At 36.2% G+C, this 22,139-nt stretch carries 23 protein-coding genes and 1 riboswitch; of the genes, 15 read left to right on the top strand and 8 right to left on the bottom strand.

Features of this window, described 5'->3' with window-relative positions:
- Position 1: 1 nt before the first annotated feature.
- The 5 genes from rpoE (at position 2) to scrK (ending at position 5,532) form a co-directional block, all read left to right on the top strand.
- Positions 2 to 508 carry a DNA-directed RNA polymerase subunit delta gene (gene rpoE / locus Q0K80_RS06805; protein WP_294604630.1) on the top strand — a complete coding sequence of 169 codons (507 nt, stop codon included), beginning with the start codon at positions 2 to 4 and terminating at the stop codon, positions 506 to 508.
- A 126-nt stretch (positions 509 to 634) separates the two neighbouring features.
- Positions 635 to 2,254, top strand: a complete 1,620-nt coding sequence (locus Q0K80_RS06800; RefSeq protein ID WP_046325416.1) for a CTP synthase — start codon at positions 635 to 637, stop codon at positions 2,252 to 2,254.
- Positions 2,255 to 2,383: 129 nt separating this feature from the next.
- A complete protein-coding gene (locus Q0K80_RS06795) occupies positions 2,384 to 3,658 on the top strand; it encodes a UDP-N-acetylglucosamine 1-carboxyvinyltransferase (RefSeq protein ID WP_294604626.1) in 1,275 nt (424 codons plus the stop codon).
- A 117-nt stretch (positions 3,659 to 3,775) separates the two neighbouring features.
- Positions 3,776 to 4,384, top strand: a complete 609-nt coding sequence (locus Q0K80_RS06790; protein WP_294604623.1) for a hypothetical protein — start codon at positions 3,776 to 3,778, stop codon at positions 4,382 to 4,384.
- Between the two features lie 275 nt (positions 4,385 to 4,659).
- Positions 4,660 to 5,532: a fructokinase ScrK gene (scrK, locus tag Q0K80_RS06785; RefSeq protein ID WP_294604621.1), complete on the top strand. Its 873-nt coding sequence runs from the start codon at positions 4,660 to 4,662 to the stop codon at positions 5,530 to 5,532.
- Between the two features lie 61 nt (positions 5,533 to 5,593).
- Here the strand turns inward: scrK and Q0K80_RS06780 are convergent, their stop codons facing one another.
- The 4 genes from Q0K80_RS06780 to Q0K80_RS06765 form a co-directional block, all read right to left on the bottom strand.
- A complete protein-coding gene (locus Q0K80_RS06780) occupies positions 5,594 to 6,304 on the bottom strand; it encodes a GntR family transcriptional regulator (RefSeq protein WP_294604619.1) in 711 nt (236 codons plus the stop codon).
- 352 nt (positions 6,305 to 6,656) lie between these two features.
- Complete coding sequence (locus Q0K80_RS06775) at positions 6,657 to 7,469, bottom strand: PTS system mannose/fructose/sorbose family transporter subunit IID (RefSeq protein WP_294604613.1); 813 nt, start codon at positions 7,467 to 7,469, stop codon at positions 6,657 to 6,659.
- A 21-nt stretch (positions 7,470 to 7,490) separates the two neighbouring features.
- Positions 7,491 to 8,225 carry a PTS sugar transporter subunit IIC gene (locus tag Q0K80_RS06770; protein WP_294604611.1) on the bottom strand — a complete coding sequence of 245 codons (735 nt, stop codon included), beginning with the start codon at positions 8,223 to 8,225 and terminating at the stop codon, positions 7,491 to 7,493.
- A gap of 32 nt (positions 8,226 to 8,257) precedes the next feature.
- On the bottom strand, positions 8,258 to 8,716 hold the full coding sequence (locus Q0K80_RS06765) for a PTS sugar transporter subunit IIB (protein WP_294604609.1): 459 nt from the start codon (positions 8,714 to 8,716) through the stop codon (positions 8,258 to 8,260).
- 146 nt (positions 8,717 to 8,862) lie between these two features.
- On the opposite strand from Q0K80_RS06765, the gene Q0K80_RS06760 reads away from it, so the two are divergent.
- The 7 genes from Q0K80_RS06760 to Q0K80_RS06730 all read left to right on the top strand — a co-directional run bounded on the left by Q0K80_RS06760 (position 8,863) and on the right by Q0K80_RS06730 (position 14,381).
- On the top strand, positions 8,863 to 9,876 hold the full coding sequence (locus tag Q0K80_RS06760) for an SIS domain-containing protein (protein ID WP_294604606.1): 1,014 nt from the start codon (positions 8,863 to 8,865) through the stop codon (positions 9,874 to 9,876).
- Between the two features lie 66 nt (positions 9,877 to 9,942).
- Positions 9,943 to 10,362, top strand: a complete 420-nt coding sequence (locus tag Q0K80_RS06755) for a PTS fructose IIA subunit (protein ID WP_294604603.1) — start codon at positions 9,943 to 9,945, stop codon at positions 10,360 to 10,362.
- 18 nt (positions 10,363 to 10,380) lie between these two features.
- Complete coding sequence (locus Q0K80_RS06750; protein ID WP_294604600.1) at positions 10,381 to 10,851, top strand: PTS sugar transporter subunit IIB; 471 nt, start codon at positions 10,381 to 10,383, stop codon at positions 10,849 to 10,851.
- Positions 10,852 to 10,875: 24 nt separating this feature from the next.
- A complete protein-coding gene (locus Q0K80_RS06745) occupies positions 10,876 to 11,664 on the top strand; it encodes a PTS sugar transporter subunit IIC (protein ID WP_294604598.1) in 789 nt (262 codons plus the stop codon).
- Positions 11,654 to 12,481 carry a PTS system mannose/fructose/sorbose family transporter subunit IID gene (locus tag Q0K80_RS06740; protein WP_294604596.1) on the top strand — a complete coding sequence of 276 codons (828 nt, stop codon included), beginning with the start codon at positions 11,654 to 11,656 and terminating at the stop codon, positions 12,479 to 12,481. Before Q0K80_RS06745 ends, Q0K80_RS06740 begins: the two co-directional genes overlap by 11 nt.
- Before the next feature lie 17 nt (positions 12,482 to 12,498).
- Positions 12,499 to 13,497 carry an SIS domain-containing protein gene (locus tag Q0K80_RS06735; RefSeq protein WP_294604593.1) on the top strand — a complete coding sequence of 333 codons (999 nt, stop codon included), beginning with the start codon at positions 12,499 to 12,501 and terminating at the stop codon, positions 13,495 to 13,497.
- Between the two features lie 17 nt (positions 13,498 to 13,514).
- Positions 13,515 to 14,381, top strand: a complete 867-nt coding sequence (locus tag Q0K80_RS06730; RefSeq protein WP_294604591.1) for a PfkB family carbohydrate kinase — start codon at positions 13,515 to 13,517, stop codon at positions 14,379 to 14,381.
- Between the two features lie 157 nt (positions 14,382 to 14,538).
- On the opposite strand, the gene Q0K80_RS10380 is transcribed toward Q0K80_RS06730, so the two are convergent.
- Together Q0K80_RS10380 and Q0K80_RS06725 are read right to left on the bottom strand one after the other, a co-directional pair.
- Positions 14,539 to 14,640, bottom strand: coding sequence for an IS3 family transposase (locus tag Q0K80_RS10380; RefSeq protein ID WP_365935345.1), 102 nt, complete (start codon positions 14,638 to 14,640; stop codon positions 14,539 to 14,541).
- A gap of 363 nt (positions 14,641 to 15,003) precedes the next feature.
- Positions 15,004 to 16,419, bottom strand: coding sequence for a C69 family dipeptidase (locus tag Q0K80_RS06725; RefSeq protein WP_294604588.1), 1,416 nt, complete (start codon positions 16,417 to 16,419; stop codon positions 15,004 to 15,006).
- Positions 16,420 to 16,620: 201 nt separating this feature from the next.
- On the opposite strand from Q0K80_RS06725, the gene Q0K80_RS06720 reads away from it, so the two are divergent.
- Entirely contained in the window at positions 16,621 to 16,794 is a 174-nt protein-coding gene (locus Q0K80_RS06720) for a helix-turn-helix transcriptional regulator (RefSeq protein WP_294604586.1), read from the top strand.
- Positions 16,795 to 16,959: 165 nt separating this feature from the next.
- Entirely contained in the window at positions 16,960 to 17,838 is an 879-nt protein-coding gene (locus Q0K80_RS06715) for a phosphotransferase (RefSeq protein WP_294604584.1), read from the top strand.
- A gap of 78 nt (positions 17,839 to 17,916) precedes the next feature.
- Here the strand turns inward: Q0K80_RS06715 and Q0K80_RS06710 are convergent, their stop codons facing one another.
- Both Q0K80_RS06710 and Q0K80_RS06705 read right to left on the bottom strand, forming a co-directional pair.
- Entirely contained in the window at positions 17,917 to 19,230 is a 1,314-nt protein-coding gene (locus Q0K80_RS06710; RefSeq protein WP_294604582.1) for a nucleobase:cation symporter-2 family protein, read from the bottom strand.
- Entirely contained in the window at positions 19,230 to 19,808 is a 579-nt protein-coding gene (locus Q0K80_RS06705) for a xanthine phosphoribosyltransferase (protein WP_294604579.1), read from the bottom strand. The genes Q0K80_RS06710 and Q0K80_RS06705 overlap by 1 nt, the downstream gene beginning before the upstream one ends.
- 81 nt (positions 19,809 to 19,889) lie before the next feature.
- Positions 19,890 to 19,987, bottom strand: a riboswitch (purine riboswitch).
- 182 nt (positions 19,988 to 20,169) lie between these two features.
- Here Q0K80_RS06705 and guaA point away from each other — a divergent pair.
- A complete protein-coding gene (gene guaA, locus Q0K80_RS06700) occupies positions 20,170 to 21,726 on the top strand; it encodes a glutamine-hydrolyzing GMP synthase (RefSeq protein ID WP_294604576.1) in 1,557 nt (518 codons plus the stop codon).
- Positions 21,727 to 22,139 lie beyond the last annotated feature (413 nt).

Genomic DNA, 22,139 nt, shown 5'->3' with positions numbered 1-22,139 from the left:
GATTGAAGTTGCTCGCGCAATTTTGGAAGATAACAATAAGAGAATGGCTTTTGCAGATATTGTTAACGCTGTGCAAAAGTACTTAGGTGTGAGCGATGAAGAAATAAGGGAACGTTTGCCCCAATTCTATACTGACATGAACACCGATGGTGAATTTATTTCAATGGGTGAAAATGTGTGGGCTCTTCGTTCATGGTTCCCATATGAATCTGTAGATGAAGAGGTTAATCACCCTGAAGATGAGGATGAAGAAGATACTCGAACTCACCATAAGAAAGTTAATGCCTTTTTGGCAAGTGCTACTGGCAGCGACGATATCATTGATTATGACAATGATGATCCTGAAGATGAGGATCTGGATGCCACTGCTGATGATGAGCCTGATGACTTTGATGATGACGATGATTATGTCAATACTGATGATGACGATGACGAAGACTTACCAGATGGTATTGAAGGTCAGTTATCAGAATTAAACGATGATGACGACGAAGATGATGATGAATAATTTTCTTGACTTTGCGTCCTAAAATAGATAGTATTTTATTTGGGCACGTTATGTGCGTTTAAGCTCCCGTTAGGGAGCTTTTTTATTTTTTGATTATTCTTATTTTTTGCAAAGGAGTTTGGGCTAATGACAAAATATATCTTCGTTACTGGCGGTGTTGTTTCTTCACTGGGTAAGGGAATTACGGCTTCTAGCTTAGGTCGATTATTAAAAAACCGCGGTTTAAAGGTGACAATGCAAAAGTTTGATCCATACATTAACATTGACCCCGGAACAATGAATCCTTATCAACACGGGGAAGTGTTTGTCACTGATGATGGTACTGAGGCGGACCTTGATTTAGGACACTATGAAAGAATTGTTGACGTACGTACCAGCAAATATTCAAATGTTACTACCGGTAAAATTTATAAAGAAGTACTGGAAAAAGAGCGGCGCGGGGACTATCACGGTGCCACTGTTCAAGTCATCCCCCATATCACAGACATGATTAAGCAAAAAATTATGCGTGCAGGTCTTACTACTGATTCAGACGTTGTTATTTCAGAAATTGGCGGTACGGTTGGTGATATTGAATCTACTCCTTTTATGGAAGCTATCAGACAGATGCGCCGTGAAGTGGGTGAAGAAAATGTAATGTACATTCATTGTACGTTAGTACCTTATTTACATGCGGCACAAGAAATGAAAACTAAGCCAACCCAACATTCTGTTGCTGAACTGCGCAGCATTGGTATTCAGCCTAATATGCTGGTGTTACGTGCTGAAATGCCAATTGATCAGGAGCATAAGGATAAAATTTCCAACTTTACTGATGTGCCTGTTGACCGTATTATTGAATCAATTAACGCACCATCGCTTTTTGACTTGCCGTTAGCTTTTCAAAAACAGGGAATGGATCAAAAAGTCTGTGATTTTCTCCATATCAAGAGTCCTAAGGATGAAGCTGATATGGCTGAATGGCAAAGGCTTGATGAACGGGTTAAGAATTTGCAACACACTACCACAATTACTCTTGTTGGTAAGTATGTTGAACTTGAGGATGCATACATTTCTGTTACTGATGCGTTAAAACATGCTGGTTACGCCTACAATACTGATGTCAAAATTAATAAAGTGCAGGCAGAAGATGTGACTGAAGATAATATTGCCGACTTTATGGAAGGTTCCGATGGTTTAATCGTTCCTGGTGGCTTTGGCTCACGCGGTTTTGAGGGAATGATTACAGCAATTAAGTATGCCCGTGAAAATGATATTCCGTTTTTAGGAGTTTGCCTGGGGATGCAAATGGCGACTGTCGAATTTGCGCGTGACGTTTTAGGATATAAGGATGCTAATACCACCGAAGCAGATCCTAAGACTAAGCATAATGTAATTGACATTATGGCTGATAAGCGTGACGAAGAAAATATTGGCGGAACCTTGCGTTTAGGTCTTTACCCAGCAACCTTGAAGAAGGGAACAAAGACAGCTGCTGCGTATGATAATCAAGATGTCATTCAGGAGCGTCACCGTCACCGTTACGAGTTCAATAATGAATATCGTGAAGCATTTGAAAAAGCAGGAATGACTTTTGCCGGAGTATCACCAGATAACCACTTAGTTGAAATTATTGAATTAACTAAAAATAAATTCTTCATTGCTGCACAATATCATCCTGAATTTTTGAGTAGACCGCAAAGGCCGGAAGGACTGTATAAAGCATTTATTGGTGCTGCATGTGGTCTTCCTGAAGAAAAGCTTTAATTGGCAAAGTTGAATAATACAAAAACCAGATTTTTGGGTGAGGGAAGGCAAAGGTCTTCTCTTGTTTTTTCTGTTAAATTCCTATAACATTATTATGACTAAACGAAATAGAAAAGGATTTTTTCGCCAATGAAGCAAATGATAATTCATGGTGGAAAGCCCCTGCAAGGTGATGTCTGGATTGGTGGTGCCAAGAATTCGACGGTCGCATTAATTCCAGCATCTATATTGTCGCGTACACCGGTAACTTTGGAAGGTGTTCCAAAGATTGCAGATGTTGACAACTTAATGGATCTGCTCAGTGAAATGGATGTTGTGAGTGATTTTCACAATACAACATTGCGTATCAATCCAGAACACATTAAGATGAGCCCATTGCCAAGTGGTAAAATCAAGAGTTTGCGTGCATCTTATTATTTTATGGGTGCTCTTCTTGGCCGTTTTGGTAAGGCTGTTGTGGGCTTCCCTGGTGGAGATGATATTGGTCCCCGCCCCATAGATCAACATATTAAGGGGTTTGAAGCCTTAGGCGCATGTGTAAAAAATGAGAATGATCAAATAAAAATTACTTCTCCTGCAGAAGGGCTCCATGGTGCTACTATTCATTTAGCAATGCCTTCTGTAGGTGCAACAATGAATATAATTATGGCATCAGTAACCGCTAAAGGACAAACTATTATTGATAATGCTGCCAAAGAACCTGAAATAATTGACTTGGCTACGTTTTTAAATAATATGGGAGCAATTATCAGGGGTGCCGGAACGGATTCGATTAGAATTGAAGGAGTTAAGCAGCTGCAAGCTAAAACCCCTCATACAATAATTCCTGATCGAATTGAAGCGGGCACTTATATTTCCCTTGCCGGTTGCATTGGCAATGGCATCTTTATTCATAATATTATTGAGGAGCACCTTGATTCTTATTTAGCCAAGGTAGAAGAAATGGGTGTAGTAATTGATGCAACTGAAGATTCCCTTTATGTTTATCCTGCTGGCGATTTAAAAATGACACAAATTCGCACGTCTTCTTATCCAGGATTTGCGACAGATTTGCAGCAGCCGGTGACTCCGCTTCTGCTTTCTGCCCAGTCCGGTGAAGGCGTGATTATTGACCAGATTTATCCTAAAAGAATCGGTCACATTGAGCAGTTGCGTAAAATGGGTGCAGACATTAAAGTGGAAGATAATATTATTTTGATTCATCCAACTGCTAAACTTCATGGCACGAAGGTTTCAGCTGGTGAAATTCGTGCAGGAGCCTGCTTAATGATAGCTGGTTTGATGGCAGATGGTGAGACTGTAATTGACAATGCTGATAATATTCTCCGTGGTTATGATCGCGTGCAAGAAAAACTCCGGCTACTTGGTGCGGATGTAAAAATCCAGGATGCACCTAATAAATAATTTAATAGTAACTGAATAATAGTTGAGTGGGCTAATCATAATGATTAGCCTGTTTGTTTATATTTTAAAATTATAAAAAGTACTTTATTGTTTCTTTTGTAATAATGAGGTATAAAAATGAAAAAGGACTTTCATAAATTTTCAAAAACTGTCATAGCTGCGGCTTTGCTAAGCGTTCCTGTCGGAGCAGTTTTTTCTGTAAACAATGTTGGAGCAAAAACTGTTACAAGCGCAGAAAAACTCTTTCACTATTCTAAAAAGACTTTGTCCAAAAAGTTTGCTAAGGCAGGTTATGTTTTTAAACTAACTGATGCCACAAAGGGAGCCTTATATAAGTCTACTGGTAAACCCTATAGTACTAAAGTCATTAAAAAGATTGTCAAGAACAATGCACTTTTTAAAGTTAAAAAAGTTAGGCCAATTCATAATGGCATGTTTGTTGATTTAGTTTCAAAAGATGGTAAATATAAGGGTTCTACTACATATCTAACTGGTGTATATAACAAAAATACAGAAGATGAAAAGCTGAAACCTTTGGTGCAGGCAGAGCTGGATGTTACGACGGCTAGAGATAATAATAAGCCAACTGCAGAACTATTAGCTAATGAATTGACAGGACACGAAAAGAAAATCGCACTGACATCTATCAAAGAACTAAAAGAATTCGTTAAGTATGGGACTATGGGAGAAATACCAGTGCTATTAATTGGAAAGTATCCTGATTAATTAAAGGAATAGATCAAGTATAGAATTATGTGGTAATACCGCTACTACTGATTGAAAATTGTTCAAAGACTTAATATAGATAAGATAAATAATATAGTTTAAGTAAAATATAAAGCCTGAAGTATGATTGCTTCGGGCTTTTTTGTTAAATAATTGTTTTAAGGTGGGTTGCAGGAAGGCGCACTTTTTTATTTGAGAAAAAATTTTTTAGATTCTGATTGAGAGTTATAATAAAAAAAGTAATTAAAATGAAAGGTCAATTAAGGAGTTATAAAATGCTATTAGGTTCAATAGAAGCTGGCGGTACCAAGTTTGTATGTGCAGTCGGCAATGAAAATTATCAAATTAAAGATCAAACAACTTTTCCTACCACGACACCGAAAGAAACTTTACAGAAGACAGTAGATTACTTTAAGCAATTTGCAGTAGATGCCATTGGAATTGCGTCTTTTGGACCGATTGAGGTGCGGAAAACAGCACCTAATTATGGCTTTATCACTGATACACCCAAAAAGGGATGGAACAATACTGACTTTGTAGGCTTCTTAACTAAAACAATTAAAGTTCCAATATTTTTTACTACTGATGTTAATGGTTCGGCTTTTGGCGAATATGTAATGTCACAGTTGTCAAATGAAGATGTTGACTCTCTTGTTTACTATACAATCGGCACTGGAGTAGGTGGCGGAGCTATTATTAATGGTAAGTTGGTAGGCTCTTTAGGCCACCCTGAAATGGGTCACGTAAAAGTTAAGCGTCATCCAGATGACTTGGATTTTGCCGGAATTTGTCCTTTTCATAAAGATTGTCTGGAAGGTTTAGTTTCAGGTCCTACTTTTGAAGCTCGCCTTAATAAAGCCGGTAAAGATGTGCCTCTTACAGATCCAGTTTGGGATATTATGAGTTACTATGTAGCTCAGGCTGCCTTGCAAGTCACCTTAATTTTACGACCTGACAAAATTGTTTTTGGCGGTGGTGTTACTAGTGAAAAATTTTTAGAAAAAGTGCGGCGTGATTTTGCGACATTATTGAATAATTATGTCCACGTGCCACCATTGGAGCAATACATCACTATGCCGGAAATAAGTAATAATGGTTCTGCCACAGTCGGTGATTTTGCTTTGGCAAAACGTGTATTGAGAGAATAATCTAATAAAAAAGTTCTTAAACACAATAAGTTTAAGAACATTTTTTCTGTGATTATAAACTCTAGCAAACAGTACTTTCAAATTTGACTTTGTAGGCTGGATACCTTGACTCCTCGTATTCAAAGGGTATGCCTTTTTTGGTATAGCCTATACTGGTAAATTTTAAAATAGGTTCACTTTTGTCTATCTTTAGATAAAGATAGTCGGGTGATTCTTCCCTAACGACTTCGATTGTGCGCTTAGCTTTATTTAATTGAAGACCATTATTTTTTAGAGTAGTAAATAAAGATTTTTTACTAAAATCCTGATTTATTAAGTTGCCATCAAATTTCAATGGTATGTAAGATCTGGCAACACACATTGGTGTTTCTTTTATATAACGTATTCTTGACAGAACAAAAATAGGATCGCCTTTTTCAAGATTTAGTTTTTTAGCGATATTTTCATCTGCATATTCTACTGATTGCTGTAAAACCTTTGAAGAAGTTGGTTTTTGTTGATGTTCGGTATCTTCAAAAAAACCAATAAATGTGCTTAGTTCATGGTCTACATATTTATCTTGACCAGATACAGCTTGATTAATTATATAGCCTCTACCATAGTCTTTAGTTATCAGACCATCTTGTTCTAAAGATGTTAGGGCTTTTCTAATTGTTGGACGGCTTACTTCGTATTTTTCTGATAAACTTCTTTCAGGAGGAATTAAACCGGTTTTGTCTGCCACTTTAATGTATTGATTGAAAATCTTTTCTTTAATTTGTTTATATATCATTAATAACCACACCCAATGTGAGTATAAATTTTGGAACCTGATTCCAGCTTTTTAACTTGTAGAATTATATAACAAGCATAGCTATTCACAAAACTGTTAGTTCAAATAAACTAACTAATTTATTTAATTTTAGCAAAATTTCTTATATGTTTAAGTGTATACTTCAATAATGTCTCATAGCAAGATAACTAACTCTTGCCTATTTTAAAACTCTTTTTTAAAGATAAACTAATATAGTAAATATTAATTTTATCATATATAAGACTCGTTTAGTGATTTTCAGTTGAACAAAGAAAAAATGTGTAAAACAGCAAATAATGCGTTTTGCACATTTTTAATTAGTAATAATTCTTTACTTTAGGATATTTAGATAAACTCCTGCAATAGCCAGGACGAAAATTCCTAATATTAACCAGATTACCTTAACCTTTTTCTTTAACAAGTAATACATTAAAAATGTCAATCCAAGAGGCAGTAATCCGGGAAAGATATCATTAAGAATGTTTTGAACATTAATTGTGCCACCAGCAGTTTTAAAAATTGCAGAGATCTTAAAGTTAACTAATGAAGAGGTCATGGAGCCAATGGACATTAAACCAACAATAGAAGCGGCTAATGTAAATTTTTCAAGATAATTTCCTTCATAAGCTTTTTCCATTGCCTTGGCTCCCATGCTATAGCCTAACCTTATTCCACCATAGCGGCCAATAAAATGTAAAGTTGTATAGATTAAAAAGTAGAGAATTGGTCCTAAAATATTACCTTGAGTAGCAAGAGAAAGACCAATTCCTGCAGCAATTACTCTAAATGTTCCCCAATATAAAGTATCACCAATACCAGCGACAGGCCCCATTAATGCGGCTTTTAAAGAAGAAATTGCTTCAACGTTAAAATCCGGATCAACGGAGTTTTCTTCTTCCAATGCTAATGACATTCCCATAATAAATGTAGCTATGTGTGGAGTCGTATTAAAAAGTGCTGTATTGCGTAAAGCAGATTCATAGAGCTTATCATCGTTGCCAGTATAAATCTTTTTAAGAGCTGGCAAAATTGAAAAGGTATAGCCCATTCCCTGCATATCCGTATAAGATTCTGAACCTTGCAATGCAAAAGAGCGCCAGAATACCCTATTTAAATCCTTTACCGATAATTTCTTTTTAGCCATCAAAATCACCTCAATTTACTGTTAATTATTCTTTGCTTTATTATTTTTTTGAGTTATTAAAAGTGTAATGAGTAAAGCAAGTACTGAGACCCCAATTACTGGCATCTTTAAATACGAACTAAGAATGAAGCCAATAAAGAAGTAAGGAGCAACTTTTTTATCCATCATCATTTGTATTAGCATTGCAAAACCAACCGCAGGAAGCAAACCGGCAGCGACTGAAAAAGAAGTCATTATCTTTGTTGGTAATAAAGCTATCAAAGATTGTGCAGCTTTTGTTCCCAGTTGAAGTACTAAGAAAGTCAAGATTCCAGAAGGCAGTCTGAGAATTAATGGGAAAAAGTGCCATCTTTGCATACTCTTAAAATTATGTCTTTTAATTGCGTCTCTACCTTTTTTAATAGTATAAGAGTTTAGTGTGAATGCAAGCATGTTGAGGCCTTGAGCAACTATGGCAAATGGCATTGCTAGAGTTACCGCAACATTTGTACTGGCACCACTTTGTATTGCCAAAGCAGTTGCGATTGCGCTAGCTACTCCAACATCAGGTGGTAAAGCTGCACCAATTGTAACTATACCAATAAACATTGCTTCTAAAGCTGCACCAATGATAATGCCTTTTTGTAAATCACCTAATATAAGACCAACGACAGGGCCAATAATAATAGGACGATTCATCATTGACGCCCCAAGATATCTTTCATCAAGTTGTGAAATATAAGCCACAAGAGCTATAAGTAAGTTTTTCAGTATCATTGAAACTCATCTCTTTCGATATGTGATAAGAATTAATAAAAATCTTTCTTGGAAGTTGGTGTGCCTTGAATGTAAATCTTAAAGCCATCTTTTTTTATTTCTTCTAATGCTGATTTTTCTTCTGGTGTTACATAAATAGAACCAGAAATTTTTTCTTTATTATCACCACTTTTTAAATTACCCAAATTAACATCAAAATATTCTTTTCCTTTTATTTCTTTGACAATTTTGCTGGCATCAATTGGATTGCTAACTACTACCATAACTTTACTTTCTTTTACCTCTTGGTAAGTTTTACTAAAATCTTTAGGATCAATTATTTTAGCCTCGACCCCAGATGGTTTGGCCAAAAGCAAAGCCATTTTTTGTAATTGATCATTAGCTGCGGTCTTGTCTACTGCTATGATTATGTCAGCATTAGCTGCCTTAGACCAAGCCATTGCCACTTGCCCGTGAATAAGACGGTCATCAATTCTGAATAGTGAAATCATGTTATACTCCCTTCAATTTGTAATCGCTTACTCATATATATTACCGTTGGTAAATAATAATGTCAATAATATATTGACACATTGTAATATAAATGCTAATCTTTACTCGTAAAAATTAACCAAAGGTAATTTTCAGGAGGAATAAAATGTTTAACTTTGATAAAAATAGATTTTTGAAGACTCAAACAGGGGCAGTAAACCAGAAGGATAATATCAATACTATTATTGATGAATTATTACCTGAAATTGATAATATCTTCTTCATCGGCTCCGGTGGTGTGGGAATTTTGTTTGACTCTACTATTGAATTTGCAAGAACTAGAAGTACTTTTCCATTTCAACGAGTTTTAGCAGCTGAATTTATTGCATCTCCAAATAAAACTTTTTCAAGCAAATCATTAGTTGTTATTCCATCATTATCGGGAACAACTAAAGAGACCTTGGAACTAGTTGATTTTTGCAATAGGAAGCATATTAAAACTTTGGCTCTTGTTGGCAGTCCAAATACACCACTTGAAAAGGAAGCAACATACACTGTTTATAATGACGTTCTAGATGACACAAGTTCTGAAAGCTATTATTTGCAGGGTTTGATGATAGTTCTGAGAGTAATGCTTAAAAGGGGCGAAATTTCAACTGAAAAATATGATTCTTACTTCCAAGATTTTGCTAAATTGCCTGAAGAATTATTAAAAGTTAAGCAACAGGCAGAGCCTATGGCGAAAGAATTTTCTCAAAAATTTCAGGATACAACATATCACATTATTACAGGTGCGGGTGACTCATTTACAGAAGCATATTATTACGGTATGTGTATTTTAGAAGAAATGCAGTGGATAAAGACTAGACCAGTACAGGCTGCAGACTTTTTCCATGGAACACTGGAATTAGTTGAAAAGGGAGTTAGTGTCATTGTCTTTGAAGGAGAGGACTTTTCAAGGCCAATTGTAGATCGCGTTCGTCACTTCTTACCTGAAGTTACAGATACTATTACTGTGATCGATACGAAAGACTATCAAATGGATATTACAAATGAAACTAGAAAGATTATCTCTCCTATCGTGTTAGCCACAATTTTGGAAAGAGTCAGTGCATATCTTTCAGATCAAAGAAAACATCCTCTGACTGTTCGTAGGTATTACAAGAGAATCCCTTATTAATTTGGTTGAAGCCTCTGTTTTTAGTTTGTCGATTAATAAAGATCAAGTAAGGAGCCGATGGTAAAAATGAAAATTTTATGCATGAGTCATGGGACAATGGCACAAGGCGTTGTTCAGTCGGCCAAGATGATAGTTGGTGATGTTAAATTTCTCGATTACATCAATGCGTATGTAGATGGCAATGATGATATTGAAGATAAGATTGTAGATTACTTAAATAAAAATCGTGGGCAAACTATTATAGTGTGTACCGATATCTTTGGTGGCAGCGTTAATAATAATTGGATGAAGTATTTGAATAAAGAGAGCAATCTATATTTAATTGCTGGTTTATCTTTGCCTTTAATTATTGATTTAGTTTTAAAAATAGAACAAAAGTCTCAGGATAATATCAATAAAATTATAAAAAGATCAATTAAAAGCGCAAAGGATAGCGTTAAATTTTGTAATGAACTTAACCTGGATATTAACCGAGATGAATTTTAAAAAAGGAAGTAGAAAACAATGATTTTTGGCACAAGGGTAGACCACAGGCTTGTTCACGGTCAAGTTGCATTTTCTTGGATTTCTGCTATTGGCGCTAACTGTATTTTGGTTGCGAACGACGCAGCTACTAATAATGAAATGCAAATGACTGCATTAAAATTGGCAGCACCACAGGGAGTAAAGGTCGTAGTTAAAACTATTGCTGATTCTGTTAAACAAATAAATTCAGGTGTTACTGATAAATATCGTCTTTTCATCGTTTTAAAAACGGTTAATGATGCTTACCAATTGATAAACGGTTGCCCACAAATAAAGGAACTTAATGTTGGTGGAACTAGTAAAACTGCTGGTTCTGTCCAAATAACTACATCAGTTTTTTTAAATGATAAAGATATATCTAATCTCAAACAATTAGCACAAAAAAACATAGAAATATTTGCTCAAATGGTACCAACAGATAGAAAAATAGATTTGATTAAAAGGTTATAAATACTATAAAAGGAGGTTTGAAAAATGAACACATTGACTCAATCAATCTTGTTAGCCCTAATTACAGCTCTTGCTCCAGTTGACTGGTTAACTGGAACTAGTAACTTGTCTAGACCACTTGTTACAGGAGCGTTAACTGGATTAGTTCTGGGCGATTTAAAGACTGGAATCATCATGGGTGCAACTATTGAACTGGCATTTATGGGCGCAATTACCATTGGTGCTTCCAGGCCACCAGATGTTCCCGCTGGAGGAGTTTTGGGCACGGCTTTTGCAATATCAACAGGTAAGGGAGCTGGTTTTGCTATTACTTTAGCTTTTCCAGTTGCTGCACTGTATTTGATTATTGACAATTTATTAACGATTGTAATTTTGCCTATCTTCTTGAAGAAGGGCGATAAATATGCCGAGCAGGGTGATAGTATACATTTAAGCAGAATGAACATGTATGGCTTTATCACCGTTAAATGTATACCAAGGGCAATTTTTGTTGGACTTGCTTTTTACTTAGGTGGCCCAGTAATGACAAAGTTGCTCAATATGATCCCTGATTTTGTTCAAAATGGTATAAATGTTGCAGCTGGAATAATGCCAGCACTAGGTTTTGCTTTATTGTTGGAAATGATTTTAAAGAAAAATGTAGCAATTTACTTTGTACTCGGTTTTGCATTGTACAGTTATTTAAAAATACCAATTTTGGGAATTTCTATCTTTGCGTTCTGCCTAATGTACATTGTGCTGCATCTTGAAAATAAAATTGATGCTAATAAGTTAAATAATAATCAAGGAGGGGATGATGATAATGAGTTCTAATTCTGCTACAAAAGCTATTACGAGAAAAGATTTAAAAGGAATATTTTTACGTTCTCTCACATTAGAAGCTTCTTGGAATTTTGAAAGACAACAAAATATGGGCTATAGCTACGCTATGAATAAGGTTCTAGACAAGTTATATCCAGAAAAAAAACAACGAAGTGAGGCTCTTCAAAGGCATATGGCTTTTTTCAATTGCTCACCGCCACTTTCTACGCTGGTAATGGGAATTACTACGGCAATGGAAGAAGAAAATGCCAAAAATCCAGATAATTTTGATCCGGAATCGATTAATAACGTTAAAGCAGCTTTGATGGGTCCTTTATCAGGAATCGGAGATTCATTCTTTTGGGGCACTTTAAGAATTTTAGCCACTGGTTTAGGAACTTCTTTTGCACTAAAAGGAAGTATTTTAGGTCCAATATTATTTTTGTTAGTCTACAACATCCCCGCACTTTTAGTCCGCTGGATTGGTTTAGTCAAAGGATACGATTTAGGAGCATCAATGCTAAAGAGTGCCGAATCTTCTGGCTTGCTTGAAAAATTTGCGTATGGTGCATCAATTCTTGGTTTGATGGTTATTGGCGGAATGTCTGCAAGTATGGTAACCATCACCGTTGCCGGTAAGCTGGGCCAAGGAAATGATGCCCAAACATGGAACGCTATGATTAACGGTGTTTTACCGAATATGTTGCCTCTTGCGTGTGTGCTGTTTATTTATTGGTTATTAAAGAAAAAGGTATCAACAATTACTATACTTGTCGGAATTTTTGTGTTCGGCATTTTAATGGCTTATTTAGGAATTTTAAAGGCGTAAAAGAAAGGAAAACTGTAATGTTAAAGTTTGACGCTGAAAAGTTTGTAACTGAAGGAAAAAAGGCATATAGCTTACGGGCTGACATTGAACAAATTGCTCTGAAAGTGCAAAAAGAGGGAATTAGTAATATATTTTTCACTGCCTCTGGTGGTTCGAACGCTGTGATGCAGCCATTTAACTATTGGATGGAAAGTAAGTCATCTATTCCTAGCTATTTGCTGACAGCTGCCGACTTTTTAGCCGTAGGAAGTAAGAAACTAAACAAAAATAGTATAGTTATTCTACTTTCTAAATCAGGTGATACTAAGGAAACTGTTGCTTTGGCTAAAAAGATGGAACAAATGGATGTACGAACTATTTCAATTGTTAACAGAGATAATACGCCACTAGCACAGCACTCAACATATGCGGTTAATACTTTTGGCTATCATCCTCAAGAATTAGCTTTTTATTTCTTGATTGGCAAAATTATGCAAGCGAATAATGAATTTAATGATTATGAACAATTTGCTGATGAACTTAAATTTTTACCAGAAGATATGAATGTTGTTGCCCAAGACGTTGACAGTAAGGCAAAAGAATTTGCAGAAAAATATCAAAATGCTGACTATCAAATTTGGGTTGGCTCTGGTGACCTATGGGGAACGACATATAGTTATTCAATGTGTGTATTAGAAGAATCGCAATGGCTCAGAACCAAATCGGTTAGTTCACCAGAATTTTTCCATGGTACGTTTGAATTGGTTGATAAGGATGTTCCACTAGTACTGCTTGAATCAGAAGGAGCGACAAGACAACTAGACGAGCGAGTCGCTAACTTTGCTACAAAATATACAGACCAATTCACCAAGTTTGATATGAAAGAATTTAGTTTACCCCATATTTCAGCAAAATTTAGACCAATAGTTGAACCATCAGTAATGTGGGCCGCTTTACGCAGAGTGAGTTTACACTTGGAAGATATTAGAAAACATCCTTTAACTAAGCGTCGTTATTATCGTGTAGTAGATTATTAGATAGTGAGCTGTCTAAGATGTCAAAGAATTACGTTGTTGGGTTAGGCGATAATGTAGTAGATTATTATCAAAACCAAAATGTGAAATATCCGGGAGGCAATGCTGTTAACTTTTCAGTTTTTGCACCGAAGCAAATTGTTGATTCATACTATGTTGGTAGTCTAGCAAAAGATGATGATGGAGAATTAATCTTAAATAGTTTAAAAGAAGAAAACGTAAATACATCATTTTGCAATCGGATTAATGCCCAGACCGAAAAGACTTTTGTAAATATTGTGAATGGGGACCGTCAATTTATTGACAGCATAAGAGGTACTAGGCAGTTGCCACCACTAGATGAACCGAATTTAATAAAAATGTTGGATTCAGCAATGGTAGTTTATAGCGCCTGCCACGCAAATTCTGAAAATGTTATTGCTAAACTTCACAAAAGAGGAATTATAATCGCGTATGATTTTTCCGAAATGGCTAAATATCATACTGCTGAGTATTTAAATAAGGTAGCCCAAAATGTTGATATTGCGCAATTTTCTTTATCGGAAGCAAAAGATGATGATATGGAAAGAATATTAATGCAGTGCATTAAACTTAATACAGCTTTGGTCTTATTTACAAATGGAGGTAAGCCGCCCTTGCTGTTTGACTGTAATCACAGAAAAAAGTATGTTGGCCAAGTTCAGTATGATCCTGAGCCCATTGATACTATGGGTGCAGGAGATACTTTTTTTGCCAACCTCGTGGTTTATTTGCTCACTAAAGCTAAAAACTTAAAAAACCTTTCAGAAGGAGATATAAATGAGACCCTAACTAAAGCTGCTCTAGCAGCTGCTAAAACGATTAGGCAAAAGGGATCATTTGGACATGGCACTAAAATAACCAGATAGATCTATAAAATTCTTCTTTTATATCTTTAATAAAGTAGACATCAAATAATTGAAAAATAAATTCTGTTGTTAGATAGAGTTTGGTAAAATTATTTCTTCTAGTAAAGAAAGCATTGGGCTTTGATGTAAAATCTGAGATTAGGATATTTTATAGTTTTTAACTGCGGACTAACTGCCGATATTTAATCGGAGCTAGTCCTTTTAGTTTGATCTTAATTCTTTTCCGATTGTGATACTCATGTGGTCTCTGATCGCGTATCCTAATTCATGGTACCTATATTGAGAAACTCGAAAAAGTAAAAAGAATCTACGGCTTAATTCTTTGGAAGGTTCCTCTTATTCGGGTAAAAAAGACTTTTTGACTTCGTTCATGATAATCAGTTTTGTCCAAAATATTCCATCTTACTGACTTCAAAATAATTTTTTCTTGATTAGTATGATTTTCTGCAAAAAAGTGGCTTTGAAATATTTTTATATAAAGCAATAAAAAATTTCAATTCTATAGAGTAAATTTTTTAAAAACTCACATTTATCTTGCAAAAATAGGCAATATAAAAGGCTCAACAACGTTTGTTAACGTAATTGAGCCTTTTTAAGTTTTCTTTTTAGCTTGATTATTAAATTAGTCTAACAAGTCAAACTTAAGTGTTGCTAGATTATGGCCTTCATTGACCATGTTACCCAATAGTTCAATGGTGTTGTTGTAAACTTGATCAGCCATCTTTTGGTTGGCCTCAGTTAATAAATCTTCAGCTTCTTTGCCTGACAGACCTGCAACTTTTTTATCTGTTTCGTGTTGAATGAAGTGACATTGTGCCAATGATTTTTGCTCAAAGTCATTTTCTAGTTCACCGTAGACTTTAAAGTTAGTGTCACCCAATTGTGCTGTTAATTTGTTTAACCAAAAAATCTTGTTCAAATCGAACTTTGGACCGGTTTGGAAACTGGCTGGCGTGTCGTTGACATTCGTGTAGAATGGCACAAAGCTGTTAAAGGTATTTGGACCAAAGCAAAGCCATTGCACGCCAGCAATTTCTTCAGGGACATCATTTCTAACTTGGAGGATATGAGTTTCGAAGTTGCGGTTAAGTGCAATTGGACGGTAAGTTTTCTTTTGTTCAGAAGTACCCTGATCACCATAAGGATCAAATGGAGTATCTTGATAGTGAGAACTCTCGATAAAACAAATATCTTCAATACTAATTTTGCGTTTAGCGTGACAAATAAAAGGTTGGTCTTGATCACTTGGCTTGCCACCGAATTCTGGATCAAAGTAATTGTGAACAAACCAGGCACGAGGATTGTTGTAATGCGCATCCTTAATAGTTGAACTACCAAAGATGTGTCGCATGTTGTAACCTTCGCGGTCAGGATTTAAGTGGTATTCCTTAATTAGGTCTTCTAAGGTATCATCAGCTAAGAAGCCATCTTTACCAAAGTGGAATTCATCGATGTTTAAACGGTTAGGAGCAACAACATAGGCATCATCAGGAATGCGTCGTGCAATCCAGTGGTGGCCACCAATAGTTTCCAGATACCAAACTTCATCATGGTCGGCAAAAGCCATACCGTTCATTTCATAAGTACCGTATTTTTCCAGCAAATAACCGATCCGCTTAACGCCATCAAGAGCACTGTGGATATAAGGCAATGTTAAAGTAACAAAGTCTTCTTCTCCTAGGCCGCCCTGGGCAAGAAGTGGATCAATACCTTGTATACGTGCATTTGTGGTAATAGTTTCAGTAGCAGTCATTGCTACGTTTTCTGAGTTAATTCCGGCTGCACCCCAGATGCCGCTTTCGCCAGAGACATCAGGTGCACTGGTATAACGCAAAGGCTTTTCCGCTAAATCTTCATCATCAATCTTTTGGTGACTAATAACACTTTCATAATGCTTTGGTTGTTTTTCCGTTGTAATAAGTTCAAAACCTTCAGGAATTATTTCACGGCCACCGTCTTCACTTCTGGCAATCATAGCTGAACCGTCAATGGTGGCATTTTTACCGACAATAATAGTCGTACATTCTGCTTTTTTCATCTTATCTGTCCTTTCAAATTACTTAATCTATATTGTATTAAAAAAAACGGGTTGTTTGCAAAAAAATGAGTAAACTTAATCCTAAATTATTATTACTTTTATCAATTATTGCTTCTAACTAAATTCTAATTTATGATTGGTAAAAAATATAAAAGATGTTTTACTAAAAATGTCAAATATGTTTGATAGGAGAGTGAACTAGTGAAAAATAAAATTGCTCAATTGCGTAAAAAGCAAAGGTACTCCCAGGCTCAACTAGCCGAAACTGCTCATGTTACTCGGCAAACGATCAACGCCATTGAAAATGATAAGTATGATCCATCATTAGGATTAGCTTTTCAGTTGGTGCAAATATTAGGGGTAACGGTTTGCTGATTATTCTTATATGAAGGTGAGGATTAAAATGATTAATACTAAGAAAAACATAGTTTATGGTGCGTTTTCATACTGCTACCTTGATTGGCAAGAAAATCGGTAAATTATTTTTGTGCTATGTCGCTGTGGCATTGCCCGCATCCGTGAAATGAAAGAACTAAACTAATGACTATAGAAAAATTTTTACAAGAAAAATTGCAAGCTGACTTAACAAAGATCACGCACGAGTCACAAAACAGCACTTTTGTTGGTGATAGTGCAAAATTTGAGCAAAAAATTTTTGTCAAAGTCTTTGCACAAGAAGGAAAATTTTTAACTGAAAAAGCTGTTAACGAGCAACTAAATACTCGTGTATTAGACTCTTTTGTTGTCAAACAAACGCAACAATTTGTTTTGGTCATGAAAGATTTGGCGCCTTCTGATATTAAAGAAGAAATCAATCCTGATATGGCATTTAACATGGGCATAGAATTGCTTCACTTCCATCAAAAAGTCAAACCATTTTCTGGCGTATACCAAAATAATCAACTATTCAATAAGGCAAAACGCGACATTGATAACTTAAATAAGCCCGAAATCAAAAACAAGCTGATGAAATTGCTAGCGCTGTTTACAGCTAAAAGAGCAGATATTGAAAAAGATTTAGCAGTTCATGCAAATACTGTTTTACACGGGGATGTCGGCTTGCGCAATTATAAAATTGTTGCCGGTCATCTCAGTTTAATTGATTTTGAACGAGCGCGCATGGGAGTAAATTATCAAGACTTCATTAAGCTTTTTTACCAGGACTTAGGTTTAAATAAAGAATTGATCATTTCTTTTGTCAAAGGATATGAAAAGTGTGGTGAGGAAGTTGCAATTACTCCAGTGACACAGGCCTTTCTCATTTTTATCACTGCTATTGGAATTATGAAGTATACGGAAAAGATTGTGGATAAACCATTTGAGAAAATTGGAGAACAAATGCTTGCAACTTGCAGTTTATTTCTAAATACAGGGAGTTTGAATGAGAGCCTGACTAACATGAATGCTATTTTCCTATAAAAATAAAAAAGCATCTTCTTGCCTGAAGATGCTTTTTTGGGGTAAATAGAATTGTCTCAAGGGTAAAGACAACTTCATTTACGTGATATTTGCAGTTTGAGTATTTTGTTTCGCTTTTCTATCACCTCCTTTAAGTAAAAAGTTTAGAATTGTTGCGGACAAGCTGGTAATCACGATTCCGTTGCTTAAAAACAATTGCACAGTAGCCGGTAGATTTTTGAAAAAATGGGGATAAATGGTAACACCGAGTCCAAGTCCAATTGAGATGGCAATAATTAAGACATTGTTATTGTCACTCAAATCAACTTTGGCCAGTGTTTTGATACCTTGAACTGCAATCATAGTGAACATTACGAGCATTGCACCGCCCAACACTGGGGTAGGAATGATAGTTACCATTGCGCCAATTTTAGGTAACAAACCCATAGCCATTAGTAGACCACCGGCCCAGTAAATCGGACGTTTAGTTTTAATACCGGATAATTGCAAAAGACCAACATTTTGAGAGAAAGTAGTGTAAGGAAATGCATTGAATAAACCGCCAAAAATTTGGGCGATACCTTCTGCACGGTAGCCTTTTTTCAAGTCTTCTTCGGTCACGTCATGGTGCAAAAGATCACCAATGGCAAAGAATACTCCGGTAGACTCAACCATTGAAACTAAAGCAATAATGATCATTGTCAGGCTGGAAGACCATTCAAATTTCGGCACTCCAAAATAGAATAGTTGAGGTAAGTGGAACCAGGATGCTTCCATGACGGGAGTGAATGAAACTAAGCCCATACAGGCTGCAATTACTGTCCCAGCAACTAAGCCGATTAAAACTGAGATTGACCTGATGAATCCTTTAGTCCAAATTTCCAGTGCCAAGATAATGAACATGGTGCAAAAAGCCAGAAGGAGATTTTGACCACTGCCAAAACTTTTAGCAGCAGAATTGCCACCACCCATATTTTGAATTGCCACTGGAACAAGTGTTAAACCAATAGTGGTAATTAAAGTCCCTGTTACGACGGGAGGAAAGAATTTTTTAATTTTAGCAAAAACGCCTGAGATTAAAACTACAAAAATGCCGGCAACAATGATGGCACCATACATGTCGTTGATTGAGAATTTTTGACCAATCATTTGCAATGGGGCAACTGCTTGAATGGCACAACCTAAAATGACTGGAAAGCCAATGCCGAAATACTTGTTACGCATTAATTGTAATAGCGTAGCTAAGCCGCACATGAAAATATCAATTGAAACAAGGTAAGTCATTTGTGCAGGAGAAAATTTTAATGCATTACCAATTAATAAAGGAACCGCAACAGCACCGGAATACATTGCTAATAGGTGCTGTAAACCTAAAACAGCTGCTTTTTGTTGGCTAACTTCTTTTTCTGCCATTAGTTTTCTCCCACAAAATGTACTTGATTGTTAGCTAAACTGTCGATTTCTGCCAATGCTTCGAGGCGATAGCCGTGTTTTTTAATCCAGTCGCTGCCACCTTGGAAAGTTTTTGCGACTACGATACCGACACCAGCTACCTCAGCACCAGCTTGGTTAGCAATATTAATCATACCTTTAACTGCTTCGCCGTTTGCCAGAAAGTCATCAATAATTAACAAGCAATCATCTTTGTGCAGGAATTTTTGTTCAACACAAATTTGATTAGTGACTTTCTTGGTGTAGGAATAAACATCAGCCCAATAGACAGCATCATTAAGTGTAGCGGGCTTTTTCTTGCGGGCAAAAACCATTGGCACATGTAATTCGTAGGCTGTCATTACTCCTGGTGCAATTCCCGAAGCTTCGCAGGTTAACACCTTTGTGATGCCATTTTCCTTAAATAGTTGACTAAATTCTTCTCCGACTTTCTTTATTAGTTCGGGATCTACTTGATGATTTAAAAACGAATTAATTTTTAAAACATTACCAGGTAAAACTTCTCCGTCACTGCGAATCCGGTCTTCTAATAATTTCACTTTCTCCTCCTTCAAAACAAAAAGGACTTTTTCTGCCAAAACTATGGTAAAAAAGGCCCCTTAAACTAGTATTTTAACTACTTTAAATGCTACATTATCCATAGTTCAGAATTTACGGTTCTGAGTAGAAACTGCCGACCACATTACGGCAATATATAGATTTTTATTTTGCTATTGCAAGCATTGTAACAGAGTCACATAATATGTGCAAGATTAATTTTAAATAAAATTACGAATTATATTAAGCAAAAAGGCATAAATAATTCGTAGAATCATTTATTAGAGCCAAAAAATTATTGACCACTGCTGCATTTCTTAGTAAAGTTGATATAGTATGAATTTAATCAGTAAAGGAGCTTGGATGTCGGTGAAAAAGAATATTAGTGATTTTGATGAAATTATTGTGCTCGATTTTGGTAGTCAATATAATCAACTAATCACACGCAGGCTGCGGGACTTTGGGGTTTATTCCGAGTTGTTGCCCCATGATATTAGTATGGACCAAATAAGAAAGATTAACCCCAAGGGCATTATCTTTTCAGGAGGTCCTAACAGTATTTATGATCAAAACGCTTTGAAAGTAGATCCTGCAATTTTTAAATTGGGTATCCCAATTCTGGGTATTTGTTACGGAATGCAACTGATGGCTTCTTATTTAAACGGCAAGGTCGAAAAAGCTGCCAATTCTGAATACGGTCGTGCCGATATCGAAGTTGAAGATACTAACTCAGTTTTATTTGCTGGCCTGCCTAAAGATGAATATGTCTGGATGAGTCACGGTGATTTGGTCACAGGGGCTCCTGCTGGTTTTGAAACAGTGGCTTCAAGTAAAAATTGCCCGATTGCCGCTATTGCTAACGATCAAGCAAAAATGTATGGCATTCAATTTCATGCGGAAGTGCGGAATACCCAGTATGGTCTTGATATTTTGCGTAATTTTGCTTTTAAAGTCTGCGGTGCTAAGGCTGACTGGTCAATGTCCGATTTTATTGACCTGCAAATTGCTGAAATTAGAAAAACTGTTGGTGATAAGAAGGTAATTCTGGGTCTATCCGGTGGGGTAGACTCCAGCGTCACCGCGACTCTTTTACACAAAGCAATTGGCAATCAGCTGACAGCTATCTTTGTGGATCACGGCATGTTGCGCAAAAATGAAGGCGATGAAGTAATGGCTGCCTTGAACCGTGATTTAGGCGTTAACATTATTCGGGTAAACGCTCAAGAGCGCTTTTTGAATAAACTCAAAGGTGTCACCGACCCCGAGCAAAAGCGTAAAATCATTGGTAAAGAGTTTATTGAGGTGTTTGCGGACGAAGCAAAGAAAATTACGGATGTGGACTTTTTAGCCCAAGGCACCCTGTACACCGATGTGATTGAAAGCGGCACAAATACCGCCCAGACAATCAAGTCGCATCATAACGTTGGTGGGTTACCTAAGGATTTACACTTTAAACTAATTGAACCTTTGCGCAAGTTATTTAAAGATGAAGTACGTGAACTGGGTGAAAAATTAGGGATTCCGCATGATTTAGTTTGGCGGCAGCCATTCCCGGGACCTGGCCTTGGCATTCGCGTTATTGGCGAAGTAACGGAGGATAAACTCAAACTGGTGCGTGATAGTGACGCAATTTTGCGGGACGAAATTAAAAAAGCCGGTTTACAGGAAAAAGTATGGCAATACTTCACCGTTTTACCTGGTATCAAATCCGTGGGCGTGATGGGTGACGGTCGAACTTACGACTATACCATTGGTATTCGCGCCGTTACCTCAATTGATGGGATGACCGCTGATTTTGCTCGCTTGCCATGGGATGTTTTGCAAAAAATTTCAACGCGAATTGTCGACGAAGTACCTAACATTAACCGCGTAGTCTATGATGTTACCAGTAAGCCACCGTCAACGATTGAGTGGGAATAAAAGAAAGTATTATTGAGTGAAAAAGTTTAAAAGAAATGGGATCAACTCACTAGTTATTAAAAAAGAAGAGTTTTTACGGAAAAAAGTAAAAAGATGTTTGCAAATCATAATAATAGCAATACTGGTATACAAGGTATTTGATTTGATGAAATGAAATATATACTAATGTGTATCATAAGAGAACCTCTAGTTAATTGAAACTAGAGGTTTTGTAATGCATTTAATAAGATATAATATAGTTATTGTTAAGATATCAAAAGTGGGAGTAATAAATAATGACTGTAGAATCAAAGGCAATGGATCATATAAGAAAGGTATTGGAGCTATTTGGCAAGAAATACTTTACTAAAAGTGGAGCTTTAAAGAGAAATGCGGTAATTGAAGATCTTGATAATTATGATAAAGATCTAATG

The sequence above is a fragment of the uncultured Lactobacillus sp. genome, assembly GCF_945290125.1.
Classification (GTDB): domain Bacteria; phylum Bacillota; class Bacilli; order Lactobacillales; family Lactobacillaceae; genus Lactobacillus; species Lactobacillus rizhaonensis.
The sequence above is the reverse complement of the archived record's forward strand: the minus strand, read 5'-3'. Positions and strand labels throughout refer to the sequence as shown.

Bases quoted from the DNA above. Each gene is read 5' to 3' on its own strand.
- Q0K80_RS06800 (WP_046325416.1), top strand. From the start codon at position 635: ATGACAAAATATATCTTCGTTACTGGCGGTGTTGTTTCTTCACTGGGT.
- Q0K80_RS06795 (WP_294604626.1), top strand. From the start codon at position 2,384: ATGAAGCAAATGATAATTCATGGTGGAAAGCCCCTGCAAGGTGATGTC.
- Q0K80_RS06790 (WP_294604623.1), top strand. From the start codon at position 3,776: ATGAAAAAGGACTTTCATAAATTTTCAAAAACTGTCATAGCTGCGGCT.
- scrK (WP_294604621.1), top strand. From the start codon at position 4,660: ATGCTATTAGGTTCAATAGAAGCTGGCGGTACCAAGTTTGTATGTGCA.
- Q0K80_RS06780 (WP_294604619.1), bottom strand. From the start codon at position 6,304: ATGATATATAAACAAATTAAAGAAAAGATTTTCAATCAATACATTAAA.
- Q0K80_RS06775 (WP_294604613.1), bottom strand. From the start codon at position 7,469: ATGGCTAAAAAGAAATTATCGGTAAAGGATTTAAATAGGGTATTCTGG.
- Q0K80_RS06770 (WP_294604611.1), bottom strand. From the start codon at position 8,225: ATGATACTGAAAAACTTACTTATAGCTCTTGTGGCTTATATTTCACAA.
- Q0K80_RS06765 (WP_294604609.1), bottom strand. From the start codon at position 8,716: ATGATTTCACTATTCAGAATTGATGACCGTCTTATTCACGGGCAAGTG.
- Q0K80_RS06760 (WP_294604606.1), top strand. From the start codon at position 8,863: ATGTTTAACTTTGATAAAAATAGATTTTTGAAGACTCAAACAGGGGCA.
- Q0K80_RS06755 (WP_294604603.1), top strand. From the start codon at position 9,943: ATGAAAATTTTATGCATGAGTCATGGGACAATGGCACAAGGCGTTGTT.
- Q0K80_RS06750 (WP_294604600.1), top strand. From the start codon at position 10,381: ATGATTTTTGGCACAAGGGTAGACCACAGGCTTGTTCACGGTCAAGTT.
- Q0K80_RS06745 (WP_294604598.1), top strand. From the start codon at position 10,876: ATGAACACATTGACTCAATCAATCTTGTTAGCCCTAATTACAGCTCTT.
- Q0K80_RS06740 (WP_294604596.1), top strand. From the start codon at position 11,654: ATGAGTTCTAATTCTGCTACAAAAGCTATTACGAGAAAAGATTTAAAA.
- Q0K80_RS06735 (WP_294604593.1), top strand. From the start codon at position 12,499: ATGTTAAAGTTTGACGCTGAAAAGTTTGTAACTGAAGGAAAAAAGGCA.
- Q0K80_RS06730 (WP_294604591.1), top strand. From the start codon at position 13,515: ATGTCAAAGAATTACGTTGTTGGGTTAGGCGATAATGTAGTAGATTAT.
- Q0K80_RS06725 (WP_294604588.1), bottom strand. From the start codon at position 16,419: ATGAAAAAAGCAGAATGTACGACTATTATTGTCGGTAAAAATGCCACC.
- Q0K80_RS06715 (WP_294604584.1), top strand. From the start codon at position 16,960: ATGACTATAGAAAAATTTTTACAAGAAAAATTGCAAGCTGACTTAACA.
- Q0K80_RS06710 (WP_294604582.1), bottom strand. From the start codon at position 19,230: ATGGCAGAAAAAGAAGTTAGCCAACAAAAAGCAGCTGTTTTAGGTTTA.
- guaA (WP_294604576.1), top strand. From the start codon at position 20,170: ATGTCGGTGAAAAAGAATATTAGTGATTTTGATGAAATTATTGTGCTC.